The organism is Nitrospirota bacterium, from assembly GCA_016180645.1.
In the GTDB taxonomy this organism is placed as follows: Bacteria; JACPQY01; JACPQY01; order JACPQY01; family JACPQY01; genus JACPAV01.
This window is the reverse complement of record JACPAV010000002.1, coordinates 156,702-180,213: the sequence shown is the minus strand read 5'-3', so window position 1 is coordinate 180,213 and position 23,512 is coordinate 156,702. Positions and strand designations below refer to the sequence as shown.

Here is a 23,512-nt window from a genome sequence, read left to right as displayed (position 1 = left end):
AAGAATGGAGATGATTCGCATTGCCGCCGTCATTCCTGCGAGGATGGCCTCCGGTCGTTTTCCCGGAAAACCCCTCCTGGAGATTCGGGGATTGCCCATGGTGGAGCATGTGCGTCGGCGGGCGGTCCTGAGCGGCGGCTTCAGCGAGGTGGTTGTGGCGACGTGCGACGAGCGGATCCGGGAAGCGATCGAGCCGCTCGGCGCCAAGGTCGCCATGACGTCCGCGTCGCACGTGGCGGCCTCGGACCGAGTGGCGGAAGCCGCGGAGCGGCTGAGTTGCACCCACGTCGTCAACATCCAGGGCGATGAGCCGCTGGTCCTGCCCGAGGACCTGCTTCGGATGACCGCGGCCATTCGCGAAAGGCCGGACATCCAGGCTTGGAACGCCGTGGCCAAGATCGATGAGAAAAAGGAGTTGGCCGACCGGACGGTGGTCAAATGCGTAGTCTCCCGAAAAGGCCGTGTCCTGTATTGCTCTCGAGATTTCTCGGGCCTCCCTCTCAGGAACGGCGCCTTCGATCCGGTCAGGAAAATCCTGGGAATCCTGGGTTACCATCGAAACTTCCTGGGACGATTCACCCGGATGGAGCGCACCCCTCTTGAATGCTTGGAATCCATCGATCAGTCGCGGGTGGTCGAGCATGACGAGCCTCTGTGGGGGGTCGAGTTCTCGCGCGGTTTTCCATCGATCAACATTCCAGAGGACGCGCAGCTTGTCGAGAGCTGCCTGAGTGGGCAGATCCGGCAGGGCGAGGTTCTGCGGCAGGTCATGTCTCTTGGATACGCCTGATCGCTGCCGGCGGCTAAACTTTCTGCAATTTGAGGCCGATCTATTATTAAGTTAACGAACGATGGAAAGGGCATGGAATGGAGCCTTCAACTTGACACGTTGGATCAATATACGGTAGAATATCTCTGGAAAGTACTTGAAGTTGTAGGCAGATAGGGTTTTCGAAAGGGAATTGCGAGTGACCATGGAATGGTACGCAGCAAGGACACGCTCCAATCACGAGGCCGCAGTCGCCGGTGCTCTGAAGAATCGATTCCCCGAGGTTTTTTTCCCCACCTATCGGGCTTCGCGCTGGATTCGATCCCGTGAGGTAGAGACGAATCGCCCACTTTTCCCGGGGTACGTTTTTCTCCAATGCGAGGAGAGCTATGAGGACTGGCTTGACGCAAAGAAAACCCATGGAGTGGTGGACTTGATCGGGTACGATCCCGCTCGGCCTGAGGCGATTCCGGAAGATCAGATTGGGGCCGTCAGGCAACTTCTAGGCAACGGTCTGCCCCGGCCCCACCCCTATCTCAGGGGGGGGGATGTGGTCTGTGTAACGCGGGGTCCTCTGAGAGGTCTGGCCGGTCAGTTCGTCAGGAACTGCGACAAGAAAGGCGTCCTGATCGTCTCGATAGACCTGCTCGGTCAATCCGTGGCGGTTGAAGTCGAGCCGCGGTCCGTCGAGCCCTGCTGAACGTTCCCCCGTTCGGTTCAGGATGGGCTGTAGTCCGATGCGATGGCGGCGCCGGCACGGGACACTGCGGAGCTATAGGCTGGGGTTGTGCAACCGCCGGCTGCGGAAATCCGAAAAGGACAGGAGAGGAGGAAAGCCATGCGTGAAGTCTTGAAAGGAAATTTCACACCGAAGAATCCCGTGCGGGCCGGCGAACCATCCGACGACTTGACGGAGACGTTCGAGAGGGAAGCCCTGAAAAAATTGGGGGGAAGCATTTCCTTCGTTTCCAGGAAGAAGTTCATCTACAAGGGGGATGCGGGCACGGGGAACAGCGGGGAGGCCGGTTCCTGACCACCGGAGAGCCGTCGGATCACATCGGCCCCATGGCTTGTCGTTCCGCAGGTGAGCGGGGAGCGGACATGAGAACCTACTAGATGGCCAAAGTCTTGTTCATCAATCCTATCGTGCGGGCGGAAGACGTTCCGCGCCACGTTCCGTACGGCATGGCCCTTCTGGCGGCCCTGGCGATGCGGAACGGCCACCAGGTCCAGGTGTACGACGCCAACGCTTGGCGTCTGGGCGACGAGGTATTGAGGCAGGTCCTGGAGGCGGATGGTTGGGACGTGGTGGCGACCGGGGGGATCACGACGACCTATGGCTACGTCAGGAAGATCGGCCGGCTATCCAAAGAATTCGCCCCACGCGCTCTAAGGGTGCTCGGCGGGGGGATCCTGACGGCGATGCCGAGGGAAATCATGCGGCTCCTGCCTGAATTCGACCTGGGCGTAGTGGGGGAAGCCTTTCAGACCTTTCCGGAGTTGCTCTCCCGGCTTGGCGGCGGCCAACCCGATCCTTCCGGGATTGACGGCCTGATCTATCGTTCCGGCGATGGACGTCTGGCCATGACGCGTCCGAGAGATCTCCTCAGGGACCTGGATACTCTTCCCTTTCCGGCCTACGATCTCTTTCCCCTCGAAGAGGTTTATTTTCGCAACAGCCAAGCCCTGTTCTCGGAAGAAGGAATGATGGCCCGGCGGCGATTGGACATCAACGCCTCCTACGGATGCTCGTTGGTGTGCAAATTCTGTTTTCATCTGGGGCTCAGCGGGGACATGAAGTACGTGATCAATCAGGAGGGAGAGCGGGACGTGAGTTTTGACCTGCCGGGTTCCTACACGCGTGACATTCGGTATCACAGCCCGCGCTATGTTGTGAACCTGGCCCGGCACCTTCGGGAACGATACCAAGTCGATTTTATCGGGTTTCTTGATGAGAACTTGATGACGATGGATCAGACATCCGGGAGGACCTGGCTGAGCGCGATTTGCGACTTGTGGATCGGCGAAGGGCTGCAACCGAAATGCGTCCGGGAGGGCGTCAGGCACGGCGCCGATTGCGAGGGGATGCACTGGAGCGGAACAAGCCACGCGACGCTCTGCACCCCGGAGATCTTGAGGAAAATGCGGCAGTCGGGTTGCTCCCATCTGGTCTATGGATATGAGTCTTTCTCAAAGAGAATACTCAAGACGCTCGGTAAAGGAGCGACTCCCGAGACAAACATCCGTTCGTTCCACTGGACCATCGATGCGGGTATCCGGCCCATTCCCAATCAAATGATGGGTTTTCCGACGGAGGATTTCGATTCGTTGATGGACAACGTGAAGGCCTGGGAGGAGCTGGGCCTCGTGGTCAAGCCATTCTTCGCCACCCCTTATCCGGGCTCGGAGTGGTACGCCGTCTACAAGGATCGAATCCTGGAGCAGTACGGAGGCGACTTGGAGGCATTCCTTTTGGATTTGGGCGACGCGACAAAGATCTCGGCGGTCATTTCGGAACGGTTCAGCGCCCTCGAACTCTACGGGCTTCGGGAACTGATGGTGAGGTTCGATTTCAAGAGATTGGCCGAAGTCGAGCAGAGAGGAAACGATCGGCGCTCCGGGAGGGGAAATGGGGTTGCCGAAACCGGCCATGATCGTCCTCCCGCGTCCGCTTTCCCCTCCCCACCGCCGCTGCCGGCGGACAAACCGGCCGCTTGATATTTCCGGGGCGATGCGCACCCAAGAGCCTGGCGGCGTAGACGGGACGGCCTCCCCCGTGAGGGTGGCTGTTCGCGGAACGGGCACCATCGGGCTGCGGCATTTGGAAGTGATCCGACGGATGGGCGAGGCCGTTCCCGTTGCGGTGCCGCGGAGGAAGGAAAGACGGACGGAGCTTCTGGCCCTTGGCCTGGAAACGGCTTCGGATCTTCAGGAGGCCGCCCGCGAGGGCGCGAAGATCGCCGTCATTGCAACGGATACAGGCTGTCACTATGAGGACGGCTGGACGGCCTTGGAGACCGGGATGGATGTGCTCATCGAGAAGCCCCTTGCGGAAGACGCTCCTCGGTCCGAGGCACTCAGGAGGAGGGCCGTGAATTTGGGCCGAAGTCTCTTCATCGGGAACACCTTGCGATTTTGTGATTCCCTGAACGCGTTCCGGCGAATCCTCCCTCGAATCGGGGATTTGCACAGCGTACGGATTGAATGCCAGTCCTATCTTCCGGATTGGAGGCCGGCGCGGCCTTATCGGTCAACCTACTCGGCACGTGAAGGGGAAGGCGGTGTGTTGAGGGATCTGATCCACGAAATCGACTACGCGGGATGGCTGTACGGATGGCCCGCGCACATTCAGGCGAAGTTGAAGAAAGGGAAGCAGTTGGGCATAGAGTCTGAAGAGTCGGCCGACCTCCTTTGGGAGGCTCCGGGAGGCTGGATGGTCTCGCTCACGCTGGACTATGTCACCCGACCGTGGAGGCGCATGATGCGCGCCCACGGCTCCGAGGGCACGATCGAGTGGGACGGTCTCACGGGTACGACCGCGGTTTCCCGAGTTGGGGAAGACCGGCACGTGACGACTTTCCCGCAGGCCAAGGAGGACATGCTCCTGGCACAAGACCGGGCTTTCGTGAACGGCGGCAAGGACCCTGGGGCCTCGGCGCAACTGGCGACGGCGAACGAAGGGGTGAAGGCCCTGGCCGTTTGCGACGCGGCGCGACGTTCCTCCCGTACCGGGCGGGAGGAAAGGATTGAGTACCCGTGAGCCCGGGCAGACTTCTCGCCCTTATCCCCGCGCGCGGGGGATCCAAAGGGTTGCCGGGGAAAAACATAAGGCCCCTCGCCGGGGTGCCGCTCATCGGCCATTCCGTGCTCTTCGGCCGGTCTTGTCCCGAGGTCGAGCGGCTGGTCGTTTCGACCGACTCGCCTGCCATCGCCGAGGTGGCCCGGCAATTCGGCGCCGATGTGCCCTTCATCCGTCCGGCCGCCTTGGCCCAAGACGATACTCCCATGTGGGAAGTGGTCCACCATGCCTTGGCGACGGTCGAGGGGCAGGAAGGCTCCCCGTACGAGTTTGTGCTTCTCCTGGATCCCACATCCCCAGGCCGGCTTCCTGAAGACGTGTCCGGCGCCTTGACCAAGCTCAAGGCCGCTCCTGACGCGGACGGAATCCTTGCCGTGTCCAAGCCCGACTTCAACCCGATCTGGGTGTGCGTGGTGGAGAGGAAGGGGCGCCTCGCGAACCTTTTTGGCGATGCGGCCCGTTACACGCGTCGTCAGGACGTCCCGCCGGTATACCGGATCAACGGGTCGCTCTACTTGTGGCGGGCGGGATTCGTTCGGCGGCAGACGGACTCCTGGCGGAGCAGCCGGAATACGCTTCTCTATGAAACGCCTGAGCAGAGGGCAATGTCGATCGACTCCCTTCCTGAATTCGAGAGGGCCGAGGCTCTTGTGAAGGGAGGCCTGATTTCGTTTCCCTGGATGAGAAGGGTCCCGCGCGCGACTCTGAGAGTGCCTGGGCGCGTCGACGCCGCCGATCCCACGAAGGAGGTTGCAATCAGATGAGACTACCCTACCTGGACTTAGCCGACGCCCCTGTCGGTCAAACGGTTGAAAGCGATTATCACATCGTTCATCGCAAGCGTGACGGCACCATGGTCGTGCCTCGCGCCGCGGAAGACGGGGCCCGCCTGCTCTATATCGAGGACGTCGCCTTCGAGCTCCTCACCACGATCTGTGGGGGATCCCTTGAGAGGATGACGGTCCTTGACGTGGCGTGCCATGCCGGCCATTTCTCCCTTGCGGCCCGCAGGCGCGGGGCCCAGAACGTGCTGGGGACAGATGCTCGCATCGAAGGCCTCGAATTTGCGCGATCGCTGGCGGCCGATCAGCAACTTTCCGGCATCGATTTCAAACAGATGGACGTGTTCGATATTTCGCCGGCCTCGGTAGGCGAGTTCGACATCACCCTGTGCCTGGGCTTGATCTACCATCTGGACAATCCCGTTGGAGCGCTCCGCAACATCCGCTCGGTCACCCGAAAAGTATGCGTCATCGAGACCCAGGCTTTCGACGGCGGCGTCGCCACCGTCGAGAAATCATTCGGATACGCCCCGCTTGCGGCGAAGCAGTTGGCTCCCATGATGGTCCGCTATGAACCCGACACCCATTCCCGGCTTACCCACGTCGCTGGCGTGACGATCGTTCCTTCCAGGGAAGCCGTGGCCATGATGGCCTACGCCGCCGGTTTTTCGGTCGTACTGGAGGTCCATCCTCGGGCCGATCACTTCTACGAAACCGCAAGGCCTCACAGGGCTCTGTTCGTGGCGTTCCCAGGAGAGCATGCATCGGGGGCCTTTCGCGACCGACTGGATTCCGCCATGCATCTTGCGTCCGTGATCTCTTCACGGCAGAAGCTACCTGAAGATTGGACTCCCATCTACAAGATTGCGTCTTACTGGGAACAGTTGGGCAGGCTCCAAGAGAGCGAAGAACTGTTCCGGGCCATCGTTGCCGCCGCACCGCTCCGCCAACTCGTGTCCGGCGCCTGGTATCACATGGGATGCATACGGCTTTCTCAGTCGGATCCTGAAGGAGCAAGGGAATTCTTCGAGCACTGCCTCAAAGTAGAACCCAATCACAAGAAGGCGTCTGAAGGATTTGGCCGACTAAGCGCGAAACACCGTTGATCCCTCGGCAGGGCAGATCTGATGGTCCGCCGATCACCCTCGCCTCGGTCGGGAGGAGCGGTTCGGCGCGGCTTTCCCGGCTGAAAAAGGCGCCTGCCGCATGCGCACAATCGGGCAACTAGCGGACCTTCGTGGACGGATCGCGCTGGTCACGGGTGGGGCCGGGAGGATCGGACGGGTCGTCTGTGGAACCTTGCTGGAGATGGGGGCCAGTCTGGGCGTGTTGGACGCGAACAAAGCGGGCACTCTGAAACTTCTTGAAGAATTACCCTCTTCAAAGGGCCGCACCGTGGTTCCCCTGGTCTGCGACCTGAGCAACGAAAAGGCAACGAGAGGCGCGGTCAGATCCGCGGTCCGCCGACTCGGCGGGCTGGACATCGTTGTCCACTGCGCGGCCTGGGTGGGCACGACCCGATCCAAGGGCTGGGCGGTTCCGTTCAGAAATCAGACCGTGAGCGCCTGGGACGCGGCCATGCGGGTCAACATGACCGCTCCATTCGTCATGGTCCAGGAGGCAAAAGAGGCCTTGGCGCGGTCGGGCCATGCCTCCGTGATTTTCCTTGCCTCAACGTATGGTCTGGTCGGCCCCGATCCACGGCTGTACCGGAGTACGTCGCTCGCCAACCCCGCGGCGTACGGGGCATCCAAAGGGGGACTCCTCCAACTGACTCGGTATCTCGCAACCGTTCTGGCGCCGCGAATCCGGGTCAATGCCATCAGTCCGGGGGGACTGGAGCGGGAGGGCTTGGGAAAGTTCAAGCGGCGCTATGTCGACCGTACTCCTTTGGCGCGAATGGCGACGGACGAAGACATAAAAGGCGCCTTGGCCTTCTTGGCCAGCGATCTGTCCGGGTATGTAACGGGCCACAACTTGGTTGTGGACGGAGGCTGGACCACGTGGTGACCTCATTCCGACCCTCGGGGGCGGTGGCGTGGGCCGGGGGCGGGCCGGCGTGAGGACGATCGGAGTCGTAACGGTCGGCCGATCCGACTACACGATCTATCGGCCTCTGCTGCATCGAATTGAGGGGGACCCCGACCTGAGTTTGCGCTTGATGGTTGCCTCTGCGCACCTTTCTCCGGAGTTTGGACTGACCGTGAAGGAAATCGAGGCGGATGGGATACCGATTGCGGAACGGATCGAGATGCTCCTCTCGTCCGATACCCCTGAGGGCATGGCCAAGTCGATGGGGCTTGGAATCCTGGGAATGGCTCAAGCTTTCTCCCATGCCCGGCCCGATTTTCTGGTGGTGTTGGGAGATCGATTTGAGATCCATGCGTCGGTTATAGCGGCTGCCCCTTTCAAGATTCCGGTGGCCCACATCCACGGAGGTGAAATCACGCAGGGGGCCCTGGACGACGCCTTCCGCCACTCCATCACGAAATTGAGCCACCTGCACTTTGTCGCCACGGAAGATTATCGAAGGCGCCTGGTCCAGATGGGGGAAGAACCTTGGCGTGTCATGGTGTCCGGCGCGCTGAGCCTGGACAATCTCGCCTCCTTCCGGCCGCTCACTCGCGAGGAACTGGAGAGCCGGTTGTCCATGCGATTGGAGAGGCCGCCCCTGTTGGTGACGTACCATCCGGTCACACTGGAGAGTGAGCAGACCGAGTGGCAGGTCGGGGAGTTGTTGCAGGCCTTGAAGGAGATCGATCGGCCGCTCGTGTTTACGATGCCCAACGCGGACGCCGGGGGGCGCGTCATCCGTGAGAGGATCAGGCCCTTCGTGGCTGCGCACCCCCAAGCCTGCTTTGTCGACAACCTGGGGTACCACGCCTACTTTAGTATGATGGCGACGGCCGGCGCGATGGTTGGAAATTCATCGAGCGGTATCATCGAAGCGCCCTCGTTCGCGCTTCCGGTGGTCAACATCGGCTCTCGTCAGACAGGGAGGACGCGGGCGAGAAACGTCATCGACGTCGGTTATTCTCGTGATCAGATTGTGGAGGGAATTGGCAGGGCGATGTCACCTGCTTTTCGCGCGGGACTCGAGGGGATCGCAAGTCCCTTCGGCGATGGTCGGTCGTCCGAGAGAATCGTGCGCGTCTTGAAAGAACTGCCGATGGACGCCCGCCTGATCACCAAGACGTTTTGCGATCTGCCGTTCGAAAGGGTGGCGGGGTAAGTCATGGTCGAACGAATCGCATGGTAGCCACGTCCGGATGTTCTCCAACGTCTGAGGATCCAGACGGGCTCATTTTGGAGCACTACGCCCGTCAGGCCAAGGAGCATGGATTGGCGCCGACTTCAACCATGATGGATGCGACCGTGCGCGAACGGGAAACGCGGCTGATTTGCCGGTTCGTCGGATTGGTCCTGGCACGCTTGATCCGCGACGGCCGGAAAGAAGAGAATCTGGTCCTGTGCGACATGGGATGCGGGAATGGGTTGACCTTGCACGTTCTGTCGGAAGAGTTCCCCGGACTCCGGTTCGTCGGCTTGGAATACACGCCGGAAATGATGGAAGTGGCCCGGGCGCGGTTCGGAAATTCTTCGCGCGTGTCCATTGAAGCTGGAGATGTGCGGCGTTTGAGCGGGTGCGAGGGTAGGTTCGACTTTGTGCTGGGCCAGCGAGTCCTGATCAACGTCCTGGATCCTGCCGAGCAGCGGCAGGCCCTGCAGGGCTTGGCCCGGACCCTGAAACCCGGTGGCTTCATGCTGGGGATCGAAGCCTTCGAGGATGCCTTGGTCCATCTGAACGAGGCCCGTTCGGAATTCGGGTTGCCGCCTATTCTGCCGCCGCATCACAACCGGTATCTGCCCGTGGATTTCTACCGGTGGGAACACTCTTTGGAACCGCTGACGGGCCCCGGGCTGGACCCGTCTTTGCCCGCGGATTTTCTGCCGAGTAATTTTCTGTCCAACCACTATTACATCGCGCGCGTCCTGCACCCCCTGGCCCTTGGCCCGGAGGCCCGCTTTGACCGCAACAGCCATTTTGTGCGTTTCTTGACATCCTCACTCGCTGCCCCCGTGGGGGACTACGCACCCATCAAGGCTTTCTGCTTCAGAAAACGAATCGCATGAGCGTCCGCTCAGCGAATTGGACGAATCGGAAGGTGTTGGTCACGGGTGCCGGGGGGTTCATCGGGAGCCATCTCGTGGAGCGATTGGTGGAGCTCGGCGCCCGGACTCGGGCCTTTATCCGCTACAACTCGGCCAACTCGTGGGGCTGTCTGGACGAGTCCGATGTAAAGGACGATGTCGAAGTATTCCCGGGTGATCTTCGCGATCGCGACAGCCTGCGTCCGGCCATGAAAGGCGTCGATGTCCTGTTTCATCTGGGCGCTCTCATCGCCATTCCGTACTCTTATCGCGCGCCGGCCTCCTATTTGCATACCAACGTCGAAGGGAGTTTGAACGTTTTTCAGACGGCTCTGGACTCGGGTGTGGGGCGCGTCGTCCACACGTCCACCAGCGAGGTCTACGGAACGGCCCGATACTGTCCGATCGATGAGGAGCACCCCCTCCAAGGCTGGTCGCCGTACTCGGCCAGCAAGATTGCGGCCGACAAATTGGCCGAGGCGTTTCATCGGTCGTTCGGTCTCCCCGTAGCTACGATCAGGCCTTTCAATACCTTCGGACCGCGCCAGTCCGCGCGTGCCGTCATCCCGACGATTGTCACTCAGGCGTTGGCGGCGAAGGAGATCCGTCTCGGCAGTCTCACCCCGAGGCGCGATTTCAATTTTGTTGCGGATACGGTGGAGGGGTTCATCCGGATGGCGGATTCCAACCCGGCGGTAGGAGAGGTGATCAACATCGGTTCGGGCCGGGACATTTCGATTGGGGAAGTGGCCGGGTCCGTCCTGAAAATCTTGAAAAAGGATGTTCCGATCAACTCTGAGAACGCACGGGTTCGACCGACGGCCAGCGAGGTGGCGCAGTTATGCGCCGAGAACGGGAAAGCAAAGTCGCTCCTGGGCTGGGAGCCGCGGTTCTCCTTCGAAGCGGGACTGGCTTGCACCATTGAATGGGTCGAGAGAAACATGGCACGCTATCGAATCGGCACGTATGCGATCTGAGCGCCGCCGTCGCGCGTCCCGCCGCGTGTTTCCGTTGAGCGAGCCCTACTGGGCGGGGAACGAAGCGAGGTACGTCAAAGAATGCCTGGATTCAGGTTGGATCTCCACCGCCGGGCCCTTTGTCGAACGGTTCGAACGCCGGACCGCCGAGGTGGTGAATGTTCCTTATGCCGTCGCGGTGATGAACGGCACGGCCGCCCTCCACGTCGCGCTCCTCGCCGTGGGCGTCGAGCCCGAGGATGAGGTGTTTGTATCGGACTTGACCTTTGTGGCGCCGGCCAACGCCGTTCGATACTGCGGGGCCGATCCGATCTTCGTCGACGCGGACCCGGAAACGTGGCAGATGGACGTTCGGAAGCTGGAGCGGTTCCTGGCCCGGCAGTGCGAGAGACGGGCGGGCGTCTGCTTCAACCGCACAACCGGCCGTCGGATCCAAGCGATCCTTCCCGTGCATATTCTGGGACTGGCCTGCGAGATGGATCGCATCATGGAACTCGCCGGCGACTACGGACTCCGGGTGGTAGAGGACGCAGCCGAAGCCATGGGAGTCCTCTACGAGGGGAGGCAGGCGGGAACTTTCGGCGACGCCGGTGTTCTGAGTTTCAATGGGAACAAGGTGGTGACGGCGGGAGGCGGGGGGATGGTGCTGACCCGCTCCAAGGCTCTGGCCGACCGTGTCCGGTACCTGACCACACAGGCGAAGGACGACCCCTTGGAGTACGTCCACAACGAGGTCGGGTACAACTACCGGATGACGAACCTCCACGCTGCCGTGGGCTTGGCCCAGGTGGAATCCCTGGAGGAGTTTGTGGCGAGGAAATCCGTCGTGGCCCAAGCCTACCGGGAAGTGCTTGGGGGTCTGGAGGGGATCGCGCTCATGCCCACTCCCGCTCGGACCCGGGCCACGTACTGGCTGTTCACCCTTCTCGTCAACCACGGAGGGCTGCCGGCCCGGCGACGAATCGTCCGGGAACTGGACCGGTGGGGTGTGGAGGCAAGGCCGTTGTGGCATCCGATTCACAACCTCCCTCCGTACAGGAATTGCCAGACCCTCGAGATTGAGCACTCGGTGGACCTGCACCGAAGAGGGATCAGTCTTCCTTCCGGCGTGGGGTTGGAGCCGGAGGAAGTTCGCGAATGCGGTAGGATTTTCCGCCGCGTTCTGGGTCGCATGGCTGGTCGCGGAATCTCAGGGGGGTCGACTCAGCGCGGGCAAGCCAGGGTTGGGCCCGGGCTCCCGGTTTCACACTCCACCGGTTCCTCAGCCGGAAGTCGATAGATGATTCGAACGGGGATCGAGATGGGAGAGGCGTCCAGGGCGAAAGCACCGGGGCCTGGGGACCTGGGTCGCCGGATCGCCGGACAGCTCGATTCCCTCACGCTGGAAAAGGTCGGCGATGTCTGTCTGGCCAATGCGAAGTCGAACACGGATGCGATCGCTTCAGGCCGCAGTGTGGAAGATTTGGCAAAGACTCGCATGGCGCAGGGGGAAGATGCATTGGTCATCGCGGCCGGTCCCTCCATCCATCGGTTTGACACGGCAAGGTTGATTCGGGAATCGGGGTTCGAGGGCGTCATCATAGCCGCGGAGTCTTCCCTGGCTTGGTGCCTGAGAAGCGGAATTGCCCCCGATCTGGTGGTCACGCTCGATTCGCATCCCGAACGGGTGGTCCGATGGTTCGGCGATCCCCATCTCACCGAGGAAGCCGTCTGGCGGGATGATTACTATTCGAGACAGGACATGGACCCCAAGTTCCGGGAAGACCAGATCCGATTCAATCGGGAGCTCACCGAAATGGTGGATCGCGCAGGGCCAAGGATCAAGCTCGCCGTCTCCACGGGTTCTTCGTGCGCCGTGGTCGCGCGCGCCCTGGGGGCTGGGATGAATCTTTACTGGTGGAACCCGATGCTGGATGACTACGAGGCCGAAGAAAGCCTGACCCGGAGGCTCCACCATTTGAATGGTCTCCCCTGCATCAACGCCGGCGGAAACGTAGGCGCCGCGTGTTGGGTGATCGCTCATGCCGTGCTGCGAAAGAAAAGGATCGGTTTGATCGGCATGGATCTCGGCTACTACGCCGACATGCCCTACGAGCGTACTCAGTACTTTCATGAAATCGTCGATCTGGTCGGGCGCAATCGCCTGGATGAGATGTACGTGCGCATTCACAATCCGCATGTAGACAAGGAATTCTACACAGACCCCGCTTACCTCTGGTATCGGGACGTTTTCCTCGAAATGGCGGGGCAGGCCGATTGCGAGACCTACAACTGCACCGGGGGCGGAATCCTCTTCGGTCCATCGATTCGATGGTCCGAATTGGCCGACTTCGCCCGCTTAGCCGGCAAACCCGCGGGATTCGGCCGCAGGGGGGAAGCCTGAAAAGGGTGGAAGGCCCACCGGCGCTTGGCGGGCTCCTCCGGCGCCCGGATGGCCGGAATCCTGAAGGCCCGGCGGCGGCCGGCGCCGCAAACTAGGCGGAAGGCCGGAGACTGTCCGGCCAACCCCTTGAAAGGAAGCAAGGATGCGTACAGACCAGGAGCGTTTCTGTATCGACGGACGAAGCACGGTCCGAGAGGCCATGGCTCGGATGACGGCCAACGGCCTGAGCATCGTCTTGGTGGTCGATGAGGGCCGAAGGCTGGTCGGGACGATCACGGACGGGGACGTCCGGAGGGCCATTCTTGCGGATACCAACCTCGATGCGCCGGTCGAAAACCTTCTCCGAGCCAAGAAAGGAACGCGTTTCGAAAGACCCGTGACGGCCCGCGAGGGTGCCACGGCCGAGAGGTGCATCGCGCTTTTCCAGAAGCACCGGATGTTCCATCTCCCCATCCTTGATTCCGAAGGGCGTGTGGCGGGCTTGGTGTCGCAGAAAGAATTCTTGCCCGATGAGATCTGTTCGGTAAGGGCCGTCGTCGTGGCGGGAGGAGAAGGGCGGAGATTGCGGCCGCTCACGGAGGAGTTGCCCAAGCCGATGTTGCCGGTGGGAGATCGGCCGTTGATCGAACGGATCGTCGGCCAACTTCGAGACGCGGGGATCAAGAGGGTCCATATCACCACCCACTACCGGTCCGAAAAGATCACCGAGCATCTCGGGGATGGACGGGATTTCGGCATCGAGATCGGCTATGTCGTGGAGGATCGCCCGCTGGGTACCGCGGGGGGCTTGGCGATCATGGATCGCACGGACGAAACGCTGCTCGTCATCAACGGCGACGTTCTCTCTCACGTGAACTACCGGGCCATGCTCAGTTTCCATCGAGAGCACGGGGCCGACTTGACCGTAGCCGTGCGATCACACCGCGTGGCGGTTCCCTACGGGGTGGTGGAATGTGAGGGGCATCGCGTAACGGACTTGAAGGAGAAACCTTGCCTGACGTTCTTTATCAACGCGGGCATCTATCTCTTGGAGCCCTCGGTGCTGCAACGGATTCCGGTCGGCGAATCCCTGGACATGACCGACGTCATCAACGATCTCTTGAACGCGCGGAAAAGGGTCGTGAGTTTCCCGATCCATGAATACTGGTCCGATGTCGGGCAACCGGACGATTATGAAAGAGTGCAGAGAGAGGTCCAGGGCGCCTCGGCCATGGCCCTCTAGTTGCGAGGGACACGCATGCAGGCGGCTCGAGGAAAGAAGGCAGCGACGGGTACCGGCGATCGCTCCTCCACCGCCCCCAAGGGGATTCTCGTCGTCGTTGAAGAGATCCATGCCGCGTCCTGGTTGTTCGATGTCCTGCCCCGCCTGGCCTGGACAGGATGGTCACGGGGCCGACGGGTGGAGATTTGCTACTATCTGGACATGGGGGGTGGCCCCGTTGGCCGCTGGCTCATGAACGTCACGGCGAAAAGCGTCGGGGTCAAGCTGGTCCGATTGGATTTTCGTTTGGATGAGCTGCGGGATGAATCCGGCAACTCCACTTGGCAGTCGATGCGATATCGGGACCTGCCGGAAATCCGGGAGTGGCTCCTCAACGTCCCTGGCTTGAGGGAGGTTCATTCGGCGCCGCCTCAAGATGAGGGGTTGGGTCGCTTCCTGATGAAAACGCTCCTTGCGGAGGTGGGACTCCCGACGCCCAAGTCGTTCTGGAGAGCTTTGTGGCTTGTGCGGATCTGCGCAAGGCAAGCGGCCGTTGAGAAACGTGGATGGGCGGCCGTGCTGCTCCTCATGCGGTTTCGCCCTTTCATGGATGTCGTCCGGTTGTACGCTCGTAGATTCGGGGTGGACGTGGCCGAGATGCCATTGACGGACGCCCTCGACCGAATGCGCGCGGCCCTCCACTCCGGCAGACGGGAGTCTCGGAAGAAATTGAGGGCGGCTGCCGCTTCCTGGAATACCGACCCGCGGAAGCCGGCCCGGATGGATCAAGGGCCGCGACTGGCGGCCGAATCCTACGGCCATTTCAATCTGGAATACCCGGAGCGGTACTCCGATGTGTTTTTTTGGCAACAGTCGTCCTTGCCGGCTCGAGATCTGCTTCTCGTCTTCGGACTGCCCTCCGACCCGCTCGATGAACCGAGGTTGCGGCTCACCCAACGGTCTGGAATGAATGCCATCGCGCTTTCTCCTGGAGCTCGACGGGGAGCGGCCATACCGCTTTTCACCCATCGGCCGCGCTACGCGCCTCTGCGCCTGCTCAGAGGCGGTGCAACGGAGGGGCCGGCATGGAGCACCCGGGAATGGCTGGATGAGATGTCCTTTACCTACACATTGCTCAGGGCCTACTGGACCGATCTGTTTGATTCGGAGGACGTCAAAATCTACGTGTCCTGGTTCAACGCCGAGCCAAGACAGTGCGCCATCGTCGATGCGTTAAGAAGTCTGGGCGGAGTGACGGTGATTTATCAACGCTCTCACGACCTGTCGGTGGGACTCTCCTCCTACAGCGATCTCCTGTTCGGCTTTTCCTCGTCGAGGGCGAAGGCCGAGCGCGAGGTCGGTTCGGCCTTCCGTTATTTTTTCGTGACGGGATACCTGGGTGACCACCGTTTCCCGCTCCTGCGGTCACAGGCGGCGGAGTTGAGGGAAAAGCTCAAGACCGGCGGCGCATCACGAATCCTGGCGTATTTTGACGAGGGCTCGGCCGAAGATGGTCGATGGCATGCCCTGGGGCATGAACGAATGAGAGAGAACTATTCCTTTCTGCTTGAGAAGCTGCTGGAGGAGCCCACGCTGGGACTGGTCCTGAAGCCGAAAATCCCCGGCACCCTCAGACGGCGTCTCGGCCCCGTGGCCGAGCAATTGGCGGAAGCGGAGGCGACCGGTCGGTGCTTCGTTTTCGAGGAAGGGAACCCCCATGGGGCGTATCCTCCCGCCGCCGCCGCCTTGGCGTCCGATATCGCCATCCATGGGCATCTCTGGTCCGGAACGGCCGGTTGCGAGTCGGCGCTGGCCGGCGTGCCTACACTCCTGCTGGATCGGGAAGGCTGGAAGGAGAGTCCGCTGTACGAACTGGGTCCGGGCCGTGTGGTCTTCCAAGACTGGGAGTCCTTATGGCTGGCGTGCCAGGAGCACTGGCGGCGCCCGAAAGGGATTCCGGGATTTGGGCATTGGACCTCCCTTCTGGATGATCTCGATCCCTACCGGGACGGATGCGCGGCGGAGCGAATGGGAACCTGTCTCCGTTGGTTGTTGGAAGGCTTCAAAGCCGGCCTGAACCGGGAATCCGCCATGGAGCAGGCGGCGGAAAAGTACGTCAAACAGTGGGGGGCGGACAAAGTGTGGCACATGAATTCGAGGTCCTCGCTTGAAGGATGGCGAAAACAGCCCCCGGACCTTTTCGAACCGGTTCGCGGCGTGGCTGCCGTTCCGGAGGCGCCTTCCGCCATCGGGATGATGGGGCCATGACGTTCTTGAGGCGTTTCATCCGATTTTTCCCGCACGTCTTTCCGGGTGACGGCGGCGTCGCCCCGGTAGGCCCATGAAGAGGTGGGCGTTGACGTGCCGCAGACGGGGAAAGCGTTTCGAGTCCGCCCGGGACCTTGGATCGGGGGAAGACCCCTCAGATCCTTCCACAACCTGTGAGCGCTCCTAGAAGGGTCGACTTCTTGCAAGGGGTCGGCGGAGGGGACTCCGCGCACGGCAGGGCGGACCGCCTTCGTCGACTCCGGATCAGGCGGAGTCTTACGGAAGAACAGAGGGCCTCCTTGCTGCGGTTTGGGCAGGCCTACTTCGATTCGGATCTGGGATACGGCGGCTACTACTATGACGGCCGGTGGGGCACGGTGGCCGAGGCCATGATCCGCCACTACGATCTAAAGCCGGGGCAGCGAATACTGGATGTGGGCTGCGCCAAAGGATTCCTGGCGTACGAATTCCAGCGCCGACTGGGAGCGGACGGCGCCCCGGTCGCCTTTGGATGCGACATCAGCGCATATGCCCTCCGGCACGCCAAGGCGGAGGTGCGGGGTCGGTTTTCCCGCATGAGCGCCCATGCCTTGGGCTTTGCGGATCACAGTTTCGATCTGGTCGTGTCCATCGGCACCCTTCACAACCTTGATGAAGATCGGGCGGATCAGGCCGTGCGGGAGTTGATGAGAGTCAGCCGTGGACTTTGTTTCCTGAATGTAGCCAGCTACGCCAGCCCCGCAGAGGAGGAAGGATTGCATGACTGGGGCGCAACCGTCCAGGTGTTCAGGAGCATGGGGGAATGGCATCAATGTTTCGAACGGATCGGGTACGGGGGAGACTACTCGTTCTCCACTTTCACCTTTTCGCAAGAACCGGCTTCGGCCGCGGGCCCATCGCCGGCCGCATGAACATGGCGTGATGAGCGCGGAGATGCGCCGACCCACGACGGAGGACGCGACGGCGTTCTGCCTGTCAAGGTATGACCGAAGAAAGATTTTCTATCACCCGGAGGCTGTGGCCTCCCTTGTGAAGACAGGCGACTGTTGGCCGGTCAGCGTCAGCACGGGCTTTACCACCTACTGCAATCACAGTTGCGCCTGGTGCAGTTCGGCGTACACGACCCGCAAGACGCCGTCCCTCAAGGCGAAGGATGAACTGATCATCCAGCCTGACGTCTGGATCCGAAACGTCAAGATCCTCGCCGCGGGGGGGACCCAGGGCCTGACCATCGCAGGTCAAGGGGAGCCCCTCCTGCACCCCTCGGCCAGGACCATGCTCGACGCGGCGAGCGACCTGGGCCTTCGATACATGTTGTTCACGAACGGGGAACATCTCACGGACAAGTTCTTCCCATCCCTCTTTGCGGGGGCCGTGGCCGTCCGGTTCAGCGTGGATGCCGCCTCGAAATCCCTGCATTCGCGCTGGCACGCGGCCGCGAATTCCAACGGGAGGGGCCGGGCGGATTTCGATCGGGTCCTGCGCAATATCCGCCATCTCGTCGAAGAGAAGCGCCGACGCGGCAGCCTCTACCCTCACATCGGCTGCCAGATGATCTGCTCGCCCCTCACCGAGGAGGATTTCGAGGGATTCGCCGCCCTGTTCGGCGAGGTGGGTGTCGACTACGTGGTCTTCAAATCGCTCCAGCGCAACCGGAGCAACGAGCACATCACGGTTTCTTCCATGGACCTTCATTCCACGGAGGACGCGCGAGAGGAGCAAGCGGCGGCCATGGTGTCGCGGCTGCTGGACATCCAGTCTCGCTACCAAACCGAGCGGTTCGAAGTGCACGTAAAGGTAGATCAAATCCGTCGGGCGTATGTGAAGCAATTCAACGGAGCGGAGCGCTACGACCGGTGCCGGGCCCACCCTCTGGTGCCGATGATGGAACCGGACGGCAACGTATACCTCTGCATCGATCACGGTGGGGATCCCGAGTTTGTCATCGGCAACATCTACGAGGATTCCATGGACAAGATCTGGGAGTCGAAACGGCGGCAGGACGTGGCCCGGAAAATCGATCTGAAACGGAAATGCCCCGCCGGCTGTTTCCTGGATGAAACGAACGTCATCCTTCACCAGATTACGAACCCTGATCCCAACCTACACCACGTTCTCATCTGATGTCCCGCGCTACTCTTCGAGTTCATTTCTTGGACGGAGGCACGGGCCGTCCTCCCTTCCAGGAGGAGTGGGAGCGCGCCGTTCGAAAGGCAGGGGACGTCTACTACGAGATCTCTTACCTGGCTGCAACGGCGGATCATGACGGAGGACGCATCACGCTTTGTCTCTACCGGCATGCGCAGGGCCTCGTCATCCACCCTTTTGTTCTCCGTCCTTTGAAAGGATTGCCGCTGGGCGGCTCCTCTCCCAGGCCCCAGTTCGATCTCACGAGTCCCTTCGAGTACGGCGGACCGGTGGCCTACGCTGAAACTCCGATGGACGTGAGCGATGTGCGGTCGGATTTTCGGCGCGATTTCTCGGAGTTCTGCGAGGCGGAGGGTATCGTGAGTGAATTCGTCCGGTTCCATCCGCTGCTCCGCAATCACGAAGACTGGAACGGATACTTCGACCTGCGCGGTCCATCACCGCATCCTGTGATCGATCTTCGGAAAGGACCGGACGGGATCCTGAACGGATTTGCGAAATCGGCGCGGCGGGACGTGAGGATCGCCCAGCGGCGGGGCATCCAGGTGACACGCGTTCCGATGACCGGCCCCAACCTTTCCATTTTCTGCGGCATCTACTGGGGGACGATGGAACGCCGCAGGGCGAAATCCTTCTACTACTTCTCTTCCGACTACTTCTCCCGCTTGGGCGGCCTCGATGATCGTTGGGTCTCTCTCTATTTCGCCAGAGACGAGGGCGGGAGGGTGTTGTCCGCCGCGCTCTTCCTCCATGGCGACAAATATGTCCACTACCACTTGGCGGGGACTCTGGAGGGGGTGAACCCTTTGTGTCCGGGTGAGCTTCTGATGTTTACGGCGGCGTCGGAGATGGCGGAGGCGGGCAAAGAATGGCTTCATCTGGGAGGAGCGGCCGCGGACCAGGACGGTTTGCTCCGCTTCAAAAGCAAGTTTGCGCGAACCCGGGTGGACTACTTCATCGGGGAGAGAATCCATGATCCGGTGGCGTACGCGCGACTTGAAGAGGAGTGGGCGGCTGAGCACCCACCAAAGGTCGGGGCGCCGACCGGGGATTTCTTCCCTGCCTACCGGGCCTAGTCTCGTGGAGCAATCGACCGGCCATCCAGAACATCCGCAGCCGTCCGGGAGGAGGCAAACGGTCCTCATTACGGGGGGAGCGGGCTACGTCGGAAGTGTGCTGGTCGCCAGGCTCTTGGCGCTGGGATACGGCGTCCGAGTCCTGGATCTCTACCTCTACGGGAGGGAGTCGCTCGAGGGCGTGAGGAGCGATCCCCGTCTGGTTGAAATCCGAGGTGACATAAGAGATCGCGATCTCCTGGTGGAAACGGTCCGGGGATGTGACGCGGTCATTCATCTGGCCTGCATCTCGAACGATCCGAGTTTCGAATTGAATCCGACGCTCAGCCGCTCCATCAACTATGATGCCTTCGGGCCGCTCGTTCGGGCCAGCAAGGAGAACGGAATTCGCCGTTTCATCTACGCCTCCACCGCGAGTGTATACGGGGTGAGCGAGGCGGAGGCGGTCACGGAGGAACATCCCCTCCTGCCTGTTACGGACTACAACCGATACAAGGGACTGTGCGAGCCGCTCCTGTTGGACGAGCAGTCGCGGGACTTCACCGTGGTCGTCATCCGGCCTTCAACGGTGTGCGGCTGCTCTCCTCGCCAACGTTTCGACCTGACCGTCAACCTGCTGACGAATCACGCCGTTCGAAAAGGACGGATGACCGTGTTTGGCGGGATGCAGAAGAGACCGAATATCCACATGGAGGACATGGTGGATCTGTACCTCCGCCTGCTCGAAGAGCCGGGCGAGCGCATTGCGGGCAAAGTGTTCAATGTGGGCACGGAAGTCTACACCATCGCGGAGATCGCCGAGAGGGTCCGCTCGGTCGTTCGGGAAGTCGTCCCGGAACGGGGGGACATCCAAGTTGAAACGGTGCCCTCCGACGACATCCGGTCGTACCAGGTCTCTTCCGAGAAGATCGCGCGTGAACTGGGCTTCAGACCTAAACGCTCGGTTCGAGACGCCGTGATGGACCTCTGTCGGGCTTTCAGCCATGGATCTTTCCCCGGATCGCTGGATGACAGCCGGTACTACAACGTGCGGCGGATGAAGGAAGTCCGCCTGTCCTGAGCATGGCTTCAAGCAAGATGGGGGGCAGGGTCCCTTTCATTGATCTGGCAAGACAGCACGGTCCCTTGCGGGCCGAGCTATGGGCTGCGGCAGACGGAGTTCTTTCACGCGGCGATTCCATTCTCGGAGAGGAAGTCTCCGCTTTCGAGGCGGAGTTCGCCGCCTACTGCGGGACTCGCTATGCGGTCGGCGTCGGAAACGGGACGGACGCCCTCATTCTCGCCCTCCGGGGACTGGGCATTGGTGCGGGGGATGAGGTGATCACGGTCGCCAATTCCTTCATGGCGCCCGTGGCCGCCATCGTGCGGGTCGGCGCCAGGCCGGTCTTTGTGGACGTCCGGGACGACTTCAACATCGATCCTGAGGCCGTTGTGAAGGCGATCACAACCCGGACTCGGGCTATCCTGCCGGTGCACCTCACCGGTCGACCGGTGGACATGAACGCCGTCATGGCCGTGGCCCGGGAGTATGGGCTTTTCGTGGTTGAAGACGCGGCGCAGGCCGTCGGCGCCCGGCTGGGCGACAGGCGGGTCGGCTCCATCGGAACGGTCGGTTGTTTCAGCCTGCATCCGCTCAAGAACCTGGGCGCCTGCGGGGACGGGGGGATCGTGACGACCCATGACGAGGCCCTCTATCGGTTCTTGGTGAAGGGGAGAAATCACGGACTGCGAAGCCCTGGAGAATGCGAATTCTGGAGCGTGAACAGCCGGCTCGATACGGTCCAAGCGGCATGGCTGAGGATCAAGTTGCGGCGACTGGATGGATGGATCGAGGAACGTCGGCGATTGGCATCCTACTACCGGGAAGTACTGTCGGACGTCGTCAAGGTCCCGGCGGACCGAGACCACGAATTCGCCGTTTACCAGACGTTCATGGTTCAGGCCGACCGACGCGATGCCCTTCGCGAGCACCTTTCCCGGACCGGCGTCGAGACGCGCATCCATTATCCGATTCCCACTCATCTGCAAGAAGCTGCCCGTGAACTCGGCTACCGTCCCGGGGATCTGCCCCTGACGGAGGCGTTGTCCGGGCGGATCCTGAGTCTCCCCATCTTCCCGGAACTGACCATGGAAGAGAGAGAAACCGTGGTCGCCCGAATTCGTCGATTCTACCGTGGATCGCGTTCCGCCGTTGGGATGCCGGGCCGAAAGGCCCGGTCCCGAGCGGTGGACGCAAGCGGCCGTCAGCCGGAACAACCGCCCCGTTGAGAGGAGGCCATCATGTTCGACCCATACAAGCACAAGATCAAGACCGTCGAGGAACTGCGTGCCGTCATCGGTCCCCGTCCTCGGACGCAGACGGTGGTGATGTGTCACGGCGCCTTCGACATCGTTCACCCCGGACATATCCGTCACCTGCTCTACGCCAAGACCCACGGGGATATTTTGGTTGCAAGCGTGACTTCGGACGAATTCATCGACAAAGGTGAAGGCCGGCCCTACGTTCCGCACGAGTTGCGCGCCGCCAATCTCGCTGCGTTGGAGGTTGTCGATTATGTGATCGTGGATTTTCGTCCGGAGCCGCTGGAAAACATCAGGAGTCTCCAGCCCGATTGTTTTGTCAAGGGGTACGAATACTCCGCGGCCGGCGTGCATCCCAAGACCCAAAAGGAGATCGAGGTGGTATCGAGCTATGGGGGGAAGTTCATCTTCTCCCCGGGAGACGTCGTCTATTCATCGACAAAAATTCTGGCGCAACACAAGCCCCGCCTGACATTGGAGAAGCTGGGCACCCTCATGGAGGCCGAGGGGGTCGCGTTTGGGCGGCTCCGCAAGACTCTGGAAAGTTTGGCCGGCGTGAACGTTCACGTCGTAGGGGACACCATCGTGGACAAGTACTCTTACTGCGCTCTCCTTGGCCCTGCCACGAAGACTCCGACCTTCAGCGTTCGATTGGAGCAATCCAAGACGTTCGTCGGGGGGGCGGGTATTGTCGCGAAGCACCTCCGGAGCTTGGGAGCGGAGGTGACGCTTACGACCGTTCTGGGGGAGGATTCGCTCGCCGAAATGGCGATGGAAGACCTGAAATCCTCGGGCGTCCACGTCAACGCGGTTCGAGAGTCCCATCGGCCGACCATCCTGAAAGAGCGTTTTTGGGCGGGAAACTACAAACTGCTTCAGGTGGATACCCTGGACAACAGCCCGTTGGCCGCCAGACAAATCGAGGTCATCCAGGGTTTCATTCGGAATCTTCCCTCGGACTTGGTTGTGTTCAGCGATTTCCGACACGGCCTCTTCCACAGCGACTCGGTGAAGATACTCACGGAGGCCATTCCGCCCGGATCGTTGAAAGTGGCAGACAGCCAAGTGAGCAGCCGATGGGGAAACATCCTCGACTTCAAGGGGTTCGACCTCATCACGCCCAATGAGCACGAGGCCCGGTTCGCCCTGGGCGACCAAGATTCGGGTGTGCGATCCCTCGCCCAGCGACTCATGACGGCCGCCCGGGCCCGATTCGTACTTCTGAAATTGGGGGCGCGTGGAATCCTGGCCTATCGCAGCCCGAAAAGCAGTCCACGCAGTTTCTTTCACCTTGACACCTTTGTGGAGCGCTTGGTGGACGCCGTGGGCGCGGGCGATGCCCTGCTCGCCACGGCCAGCCTGGTGTTGGCGCGAACGGGCGATATCGTTCAGGCCGCCATCCTGGGGAGCTTGGCGGCCGCGGTGGCTTGTGAACAGGAAGGCAATATTCCGATCGATACGCCCGGCGTCATGGCCAGGCTCCAATCGGCCCAGGAGATGGCCGGCTGGGGGGCGCGCAGGAGCGCGCGGCGAAAACCGGCGCCCTTGGCGCCACCGGGCAGCCTTGAAGCGGGCATGCCCAAGCCCCGCGCGGCCCAGCCGCTGTAGCCCGCTCAGGGGTGGTCGGGGAGCAGAGGAGCCTTGTGAATTCCGCCC

At 61.5% G+C, this 23,512-nt stretch carries 21 protein-coding genes; all 21 read left to right on the top strand.

Annotated features, from left to right (window positions below; genetic code table 11):
- Nucleotides 1-4 precede the first annotated feature (4 nt).
- Nucleotides 5-790 carry a 3-deoxy-manno-octulosonate cytidylyltransferase gene (locus HYT87_00785; GenBank protein MBI2058281.1) on the top strand — a complete coding sequence of 262 codons (786 nt, stop codon included), beginning with the start codon at nt 5-7 and terminating at the stop codon, nt 788-790.
- Nucleotides 791-974: 184 nt separating this feature from the next.
- Complete coding sequence (locus HYT87_00780; GenBank protein ID MBI2058280.1) at nt 975-1,469, top strand: hypothetical protein; 495 nt, start codon at nt 975-977, stop codon at nt 1,467-1,469.
- Nucleotides 1,470-1,607: 138 nt separating this feature from the next.
- Nucleotides 1,608-1,802 (top strand): hypothetical protein, encoded by a 195-nt coding sequence (locus HYT87_00775; protein MBI2058279.1) that lies wholly within the window; start codon nt 1,608-1,610, stop codon nt 1,800-1,802.
- Nucleotides 1,803-1,885: 83 nt separating this feature from the next.
- Nucleotides 1,886-3,487, top strand: a complete 1,602-nt coding sequence (locus tag HYT87_00770) for a cobalamin B12-binding domain-containing protein (protein MBI2058278.1) — start codon at nt 1,886-1,888, stop codon at nt 3,485-3,487.
- A gap of 13 nt (nt 3,488-3,500) precedes the next feature.
- On the top strand, nt 3,501-4,529 hold the full coding sequence (locus tag HYT87_00765; protein ID MBI2058277.1) for a Gfo/Idh/MocA family oxidoreductase: 1,029 nt from the start codon (nt 3,501-3,503) through the stop codon (nt 4,527-4,529).
- Complete coding sequence (locus HYT87_00760; GenBank protein ID MBI2058276.1) at nt 4,526-5,332, top strand: acylneuraminate cytidylyltransferase family protein; 807 nt, start codon at nt 4,526-4,528, stop codon at nt 5,330-5,332. Before HYT87_00765 ends, HYT87_00760 begins: the two co-directional genes overlap by 4 nt.
- On the top strand, nt 5,329-6,456 hold the full coding sequence (locus tag HYT87_00755; GenBank protein MBI2058275.1) for a methyltransferase domain-containing protein: 1,128 nt from the start codon (nt 5,329-5,331) through the stop codon (nt 6,454-6,456). Before HYT87_00760 ends, HYT87_00755 begins: the two co-directional genes overlap by 4 nt.
- Before the next feature lie 100 nt (nt 6,457-6,556).
- Complete coding sequence (locus HYT87_00750; protein ID MBI2058274.1) at nt 6,557-7,360, top strand: SDR family oxidoreductase; 804 nt, start codon at nt 6,557-6,559, stop codon at nt 7,358-7,360.
- Nucleotides 7,361-7,409: 49 nt separating this feature from the next.
- On the top strand, nt 7,410-8,582 hold the full coding sequence (neuC, locus tag HYT87_00745) for a UDP-N-acetylglucosamine 2-epimerase (hydrolyzing) (protein ID MBI2058273.1): 1,173 nt from the start codon (nt 7,410-7,412) through the stop codon (nt 8,580-8,582).
- A gap of 128 nt (nt 8,583-8,710) precedes the next feature.
- Nucleotides 8,711-9,484, top strand: coding sequence for a class I SAM-dependent methyltransferase (locus tag HYT87_00740; protein ID MBI2058272.1), 774 nt, complete (start codon nt 8,711-8,713; stop codon nt 9,482-9,484).
- Complete coding sequence (locus HYT87_00735; GenBank protein MBI2058271.1) at nt 9,481-10,479, top strand: SDR family NAD(P)-dependent oxidoreductase; 999 nt, start codon at nt 9,481-9,483, stop codon at nt 10,477-10,479. Before HYT87_00740 ends, HYT87_00735 begins: the two co-directional genes overlap by 4 nt.
- Nucleotides 10,469-11,758: a LegC family aminotransferase gene (locus HYT87_00730; GenBank protein MBI2058270.1), complete on the top strand. Its 1,290-nt coding sequence runs from the start codon at nt 10,469-10,471 to the stop codon at nt 11,756-11,758. The genes HYT87_00735 and HYT87_00730 overlap by 11 nt, the downstream gene beginning before the upstream one ends.
- Nucleotides 11,759-11,779: 21 nt before the next feature.
- Nucleotides 11,780-12,862, top strand: a complete 1,083-nt coding sequence (locus tag HYT87_00725) for a DUF115 domain-containing protein (protein MBI2058269.1) — start codon at nt 11,780-11,782, stop codon at nt 12,860-12,862.
- A gap of 142 nt (nt 12,863-13,004) precedes the next feature.
- Nucleotides 13,005-14,084, top strand: a complete 1,080-nt coding sequence (locus tag HYT87_00720) for a nucleotidyltransferase family protein (GenBank protein MBI2058268.1) — start codon at nt 13,005-13,007, stop codon at nt 14,082-14,084.
- A gap of 15 nt (nt 14,085-14,099) precedes the next feature.
- A complete protein-coding gene (locus HYT87_00715; protein ID MBI2058267.1) occupies nt 14,100-16,331 on the top strand; it encodes a hypothetical protein in 2,232 nt (743 codons plus the stop codon).
- A 299-nt stretch (nt 16,332-16,630) separates the two neighbouring features.
- Nucleotides 16,631-17,242: a class I SAM-dependent methyltransferase gene (locus HYT87_00710; GenBank protein ID MBI2058266.1), complete on the top strand. Its 612-nt coding sequence runs from the start codon at nt 16,631-16,633 to the stop codon at nt 17,240-17,242.
- Nucleotides 17,243-17,264: 22 nt separating this feature from the next.
- On the top strand, nt 17,265-18,455 hold the full coding sequence (locus HYT87_00705) for a radical SAM protein (GenBank protein ID MBI2058265.1): 1,191 nt from the start codon (nt 17,265-17,267) through the stop codon (nt 18,453-18,455).
- Entirely contained in the window at nt 18,455-19,555 is a 1,101-nt protein-coding gene (locus tag HYT87_00700) for a peptidoglycan bridge formation glycyltransferase FemA/FemB family protein (protein ID MBI2058264.1), read from the top strand. The genes HYT87_00705 and HYT87_00700 overlap by 1 nt, the downstream gene beginning before the upstream one ends.
- The gene (locus tag HYT87_00695) at nt 19,452-20,615 is read left to right on the top strand and encodes an NAD-dependent epimerase/dehydratase (protein ID MBI2058263.1); all 1,164 of its coding nucleotides are present in this window, start codon (nt 19,452-19,454) and stop codon (nt 20,613-20,615) included. The genes HYT87_00700 and HYT87_00695 overlap by 104 nt, the downstream gene beginning before the upstream one ends.
- Nucleotides 20,616-20,632: 17 nt before the next feature.
- Nucleotides 20,633-21,823, top strand: coding sequence for a DegT/DnrJ/EryC1/StrS family aminotransferase (locus tag HYT87_00690; GenBank protein ID MBI2058262.1), 1,191 nt, complete (start codon nt 20,633-20,635; stop codon nt 21,821-21,823).
- A gap of 12 nt (nt 21,824-21,835) precedes the next feature.
- Nucleotides 21,836-23,464, top strand: coding sequence for an adenylyltransferase/cytidyltransferase family protein (locus tag HYT87_00685; protein ID MBI2058261.1), 1,629 nt, complete (start codon nt 21,836-21,838; stop codon nt 23,462-23,464).
- The last annotated feature ends 48 nt before the right edge of the window (nt 23,465-23,512 follow it).

Excerpts from the sequence above, each read along its gene's own strand:
- HYT87_00690 (MBI2058262.1), top strand. The coding sequence starts at position 20,633 with ATGGGGGGCAGGGTCCCTTTCATTGATCTGGCAAGACAGCACGGTCCC.
- HYT87_00705 (MBI2058265.1), top strand. The coding sequence starts at position 17,265 with ATGCGCCGACCCACGACGGAGGACGCGACGGCGTTCTGCCTGTCAAGG.
- HYT87_00720 (MBI2058268.1), top strand. The coding sequence starts at position 13,005 with ATGCGTACAGACCAGGAGCGTTTCTGTATCGACGGACGAAGCACGGTC.
- HYT87_00755 (MBI2058275.1), top strand. The coding sequence starts at position 5,329 with ATGAGACTACCCTACCTGGACTTAGCCGACGCCCCTGTCGGTCAAACG.
- HYT87_00700 (MBI2058264.1), top strand. The coding sequence starts at position 18,455 with ATGTCCCGCGCTACTCTTCGAGTTCATTTCTTGGACGGAGGCACGGGC.
- HYT87_00750 (MBI2058274.1), top strand. The coding sequence starts at position 6,557 with ATGCGCACAATCGGGCAACTAGCGGACCTTCGTGGACGGATCGCGCTG.
- HYT87_00695 (MBI2058263.1), top strand. The coding sequence starts at position 19,452 with ATGATCCGGTGGCGTACGCGCGACTTGAAGAGGAGTGGGCGGCTGAGC.
- HYT87_00685 (MBI2058261.1), top strand. The coding sequence starts at position 21,836 with ATGTTCGACCCATACAAGCACAAGATCAAGACCGTCGAGGAACTGCGT.
- HYT87_00770 (MBI2058278.1), top strand. The coding sequence starts at position 1,886 with ATGGCCAAAGTCTTGTTCATCAATCCTATCGTGCGGGCGGAAGACGTT.
- HYT87_00730 (MBI2058270.1), top strand. The coding sequence starts at position 10,469 with ATGCGATCTGAGCGCCGCCGTCGCGCGTCCCGCCGCGTGTTTCCGTTG.
- HYT87_00780 (MBI2058280.1), top strand. The coding sequence starts at position 975 with ATGGAATGGTACGCAGCAAGGACACGCTCCAATCACGAGGCCGCAGTC.
- HYT87_00775 (MBI2058279.1), top strand. The coding sequence starts at position 1,608 with ATGCGTGAAGTCTTGAAAGGAAATTTCACACCGAAGAATCCCGTGCGG.
- HYT87_00765 (MBI2058277.1), top strand. The coding sequence starts at position 3,501 with ATGCGCACCCAAGAGCCTGGCGGCGTAGACGGGACGGCCTCCCCCGTG.
- HYT87_00735 (MBI2058271.1), top strand. The coding sequence starts at position 9,481 with ATGAGCGTCCGCTCAGCGAATTGGACGAATCGGAAGGTGTTGGTCACG.
- HYT87_00785 (MBI2058281.1), top strand. The coding sequence starts at position 5 with ATGGAGATGATTCGCATTGCCGCCGTCATTCCTGCGAGGATGGCCTCC.
- HYT87_00740 (MBI2058272.1), top strand. The coding sequence starts at position 8,711 with ATGATGGATGCGACCGTGCGCGAACGGGAAACGCGGCTGATTTGCCGG.
- HYT87_00715 (MBI2058267.1), top strand. The coding sequence starts at position 14,100 with ATGCAGGCGGCTCGAGGAAAGAAGGCAGCGACGGGTACCGGCGATCGC.
- HYT87_00725 (MBI2058269.1), top strand. The coding sequence starts at position 11,780 with ATGGGAGAGGCGTCCAGGGCGAAAGCACCGGGGCCTGGGGACCTGGGT.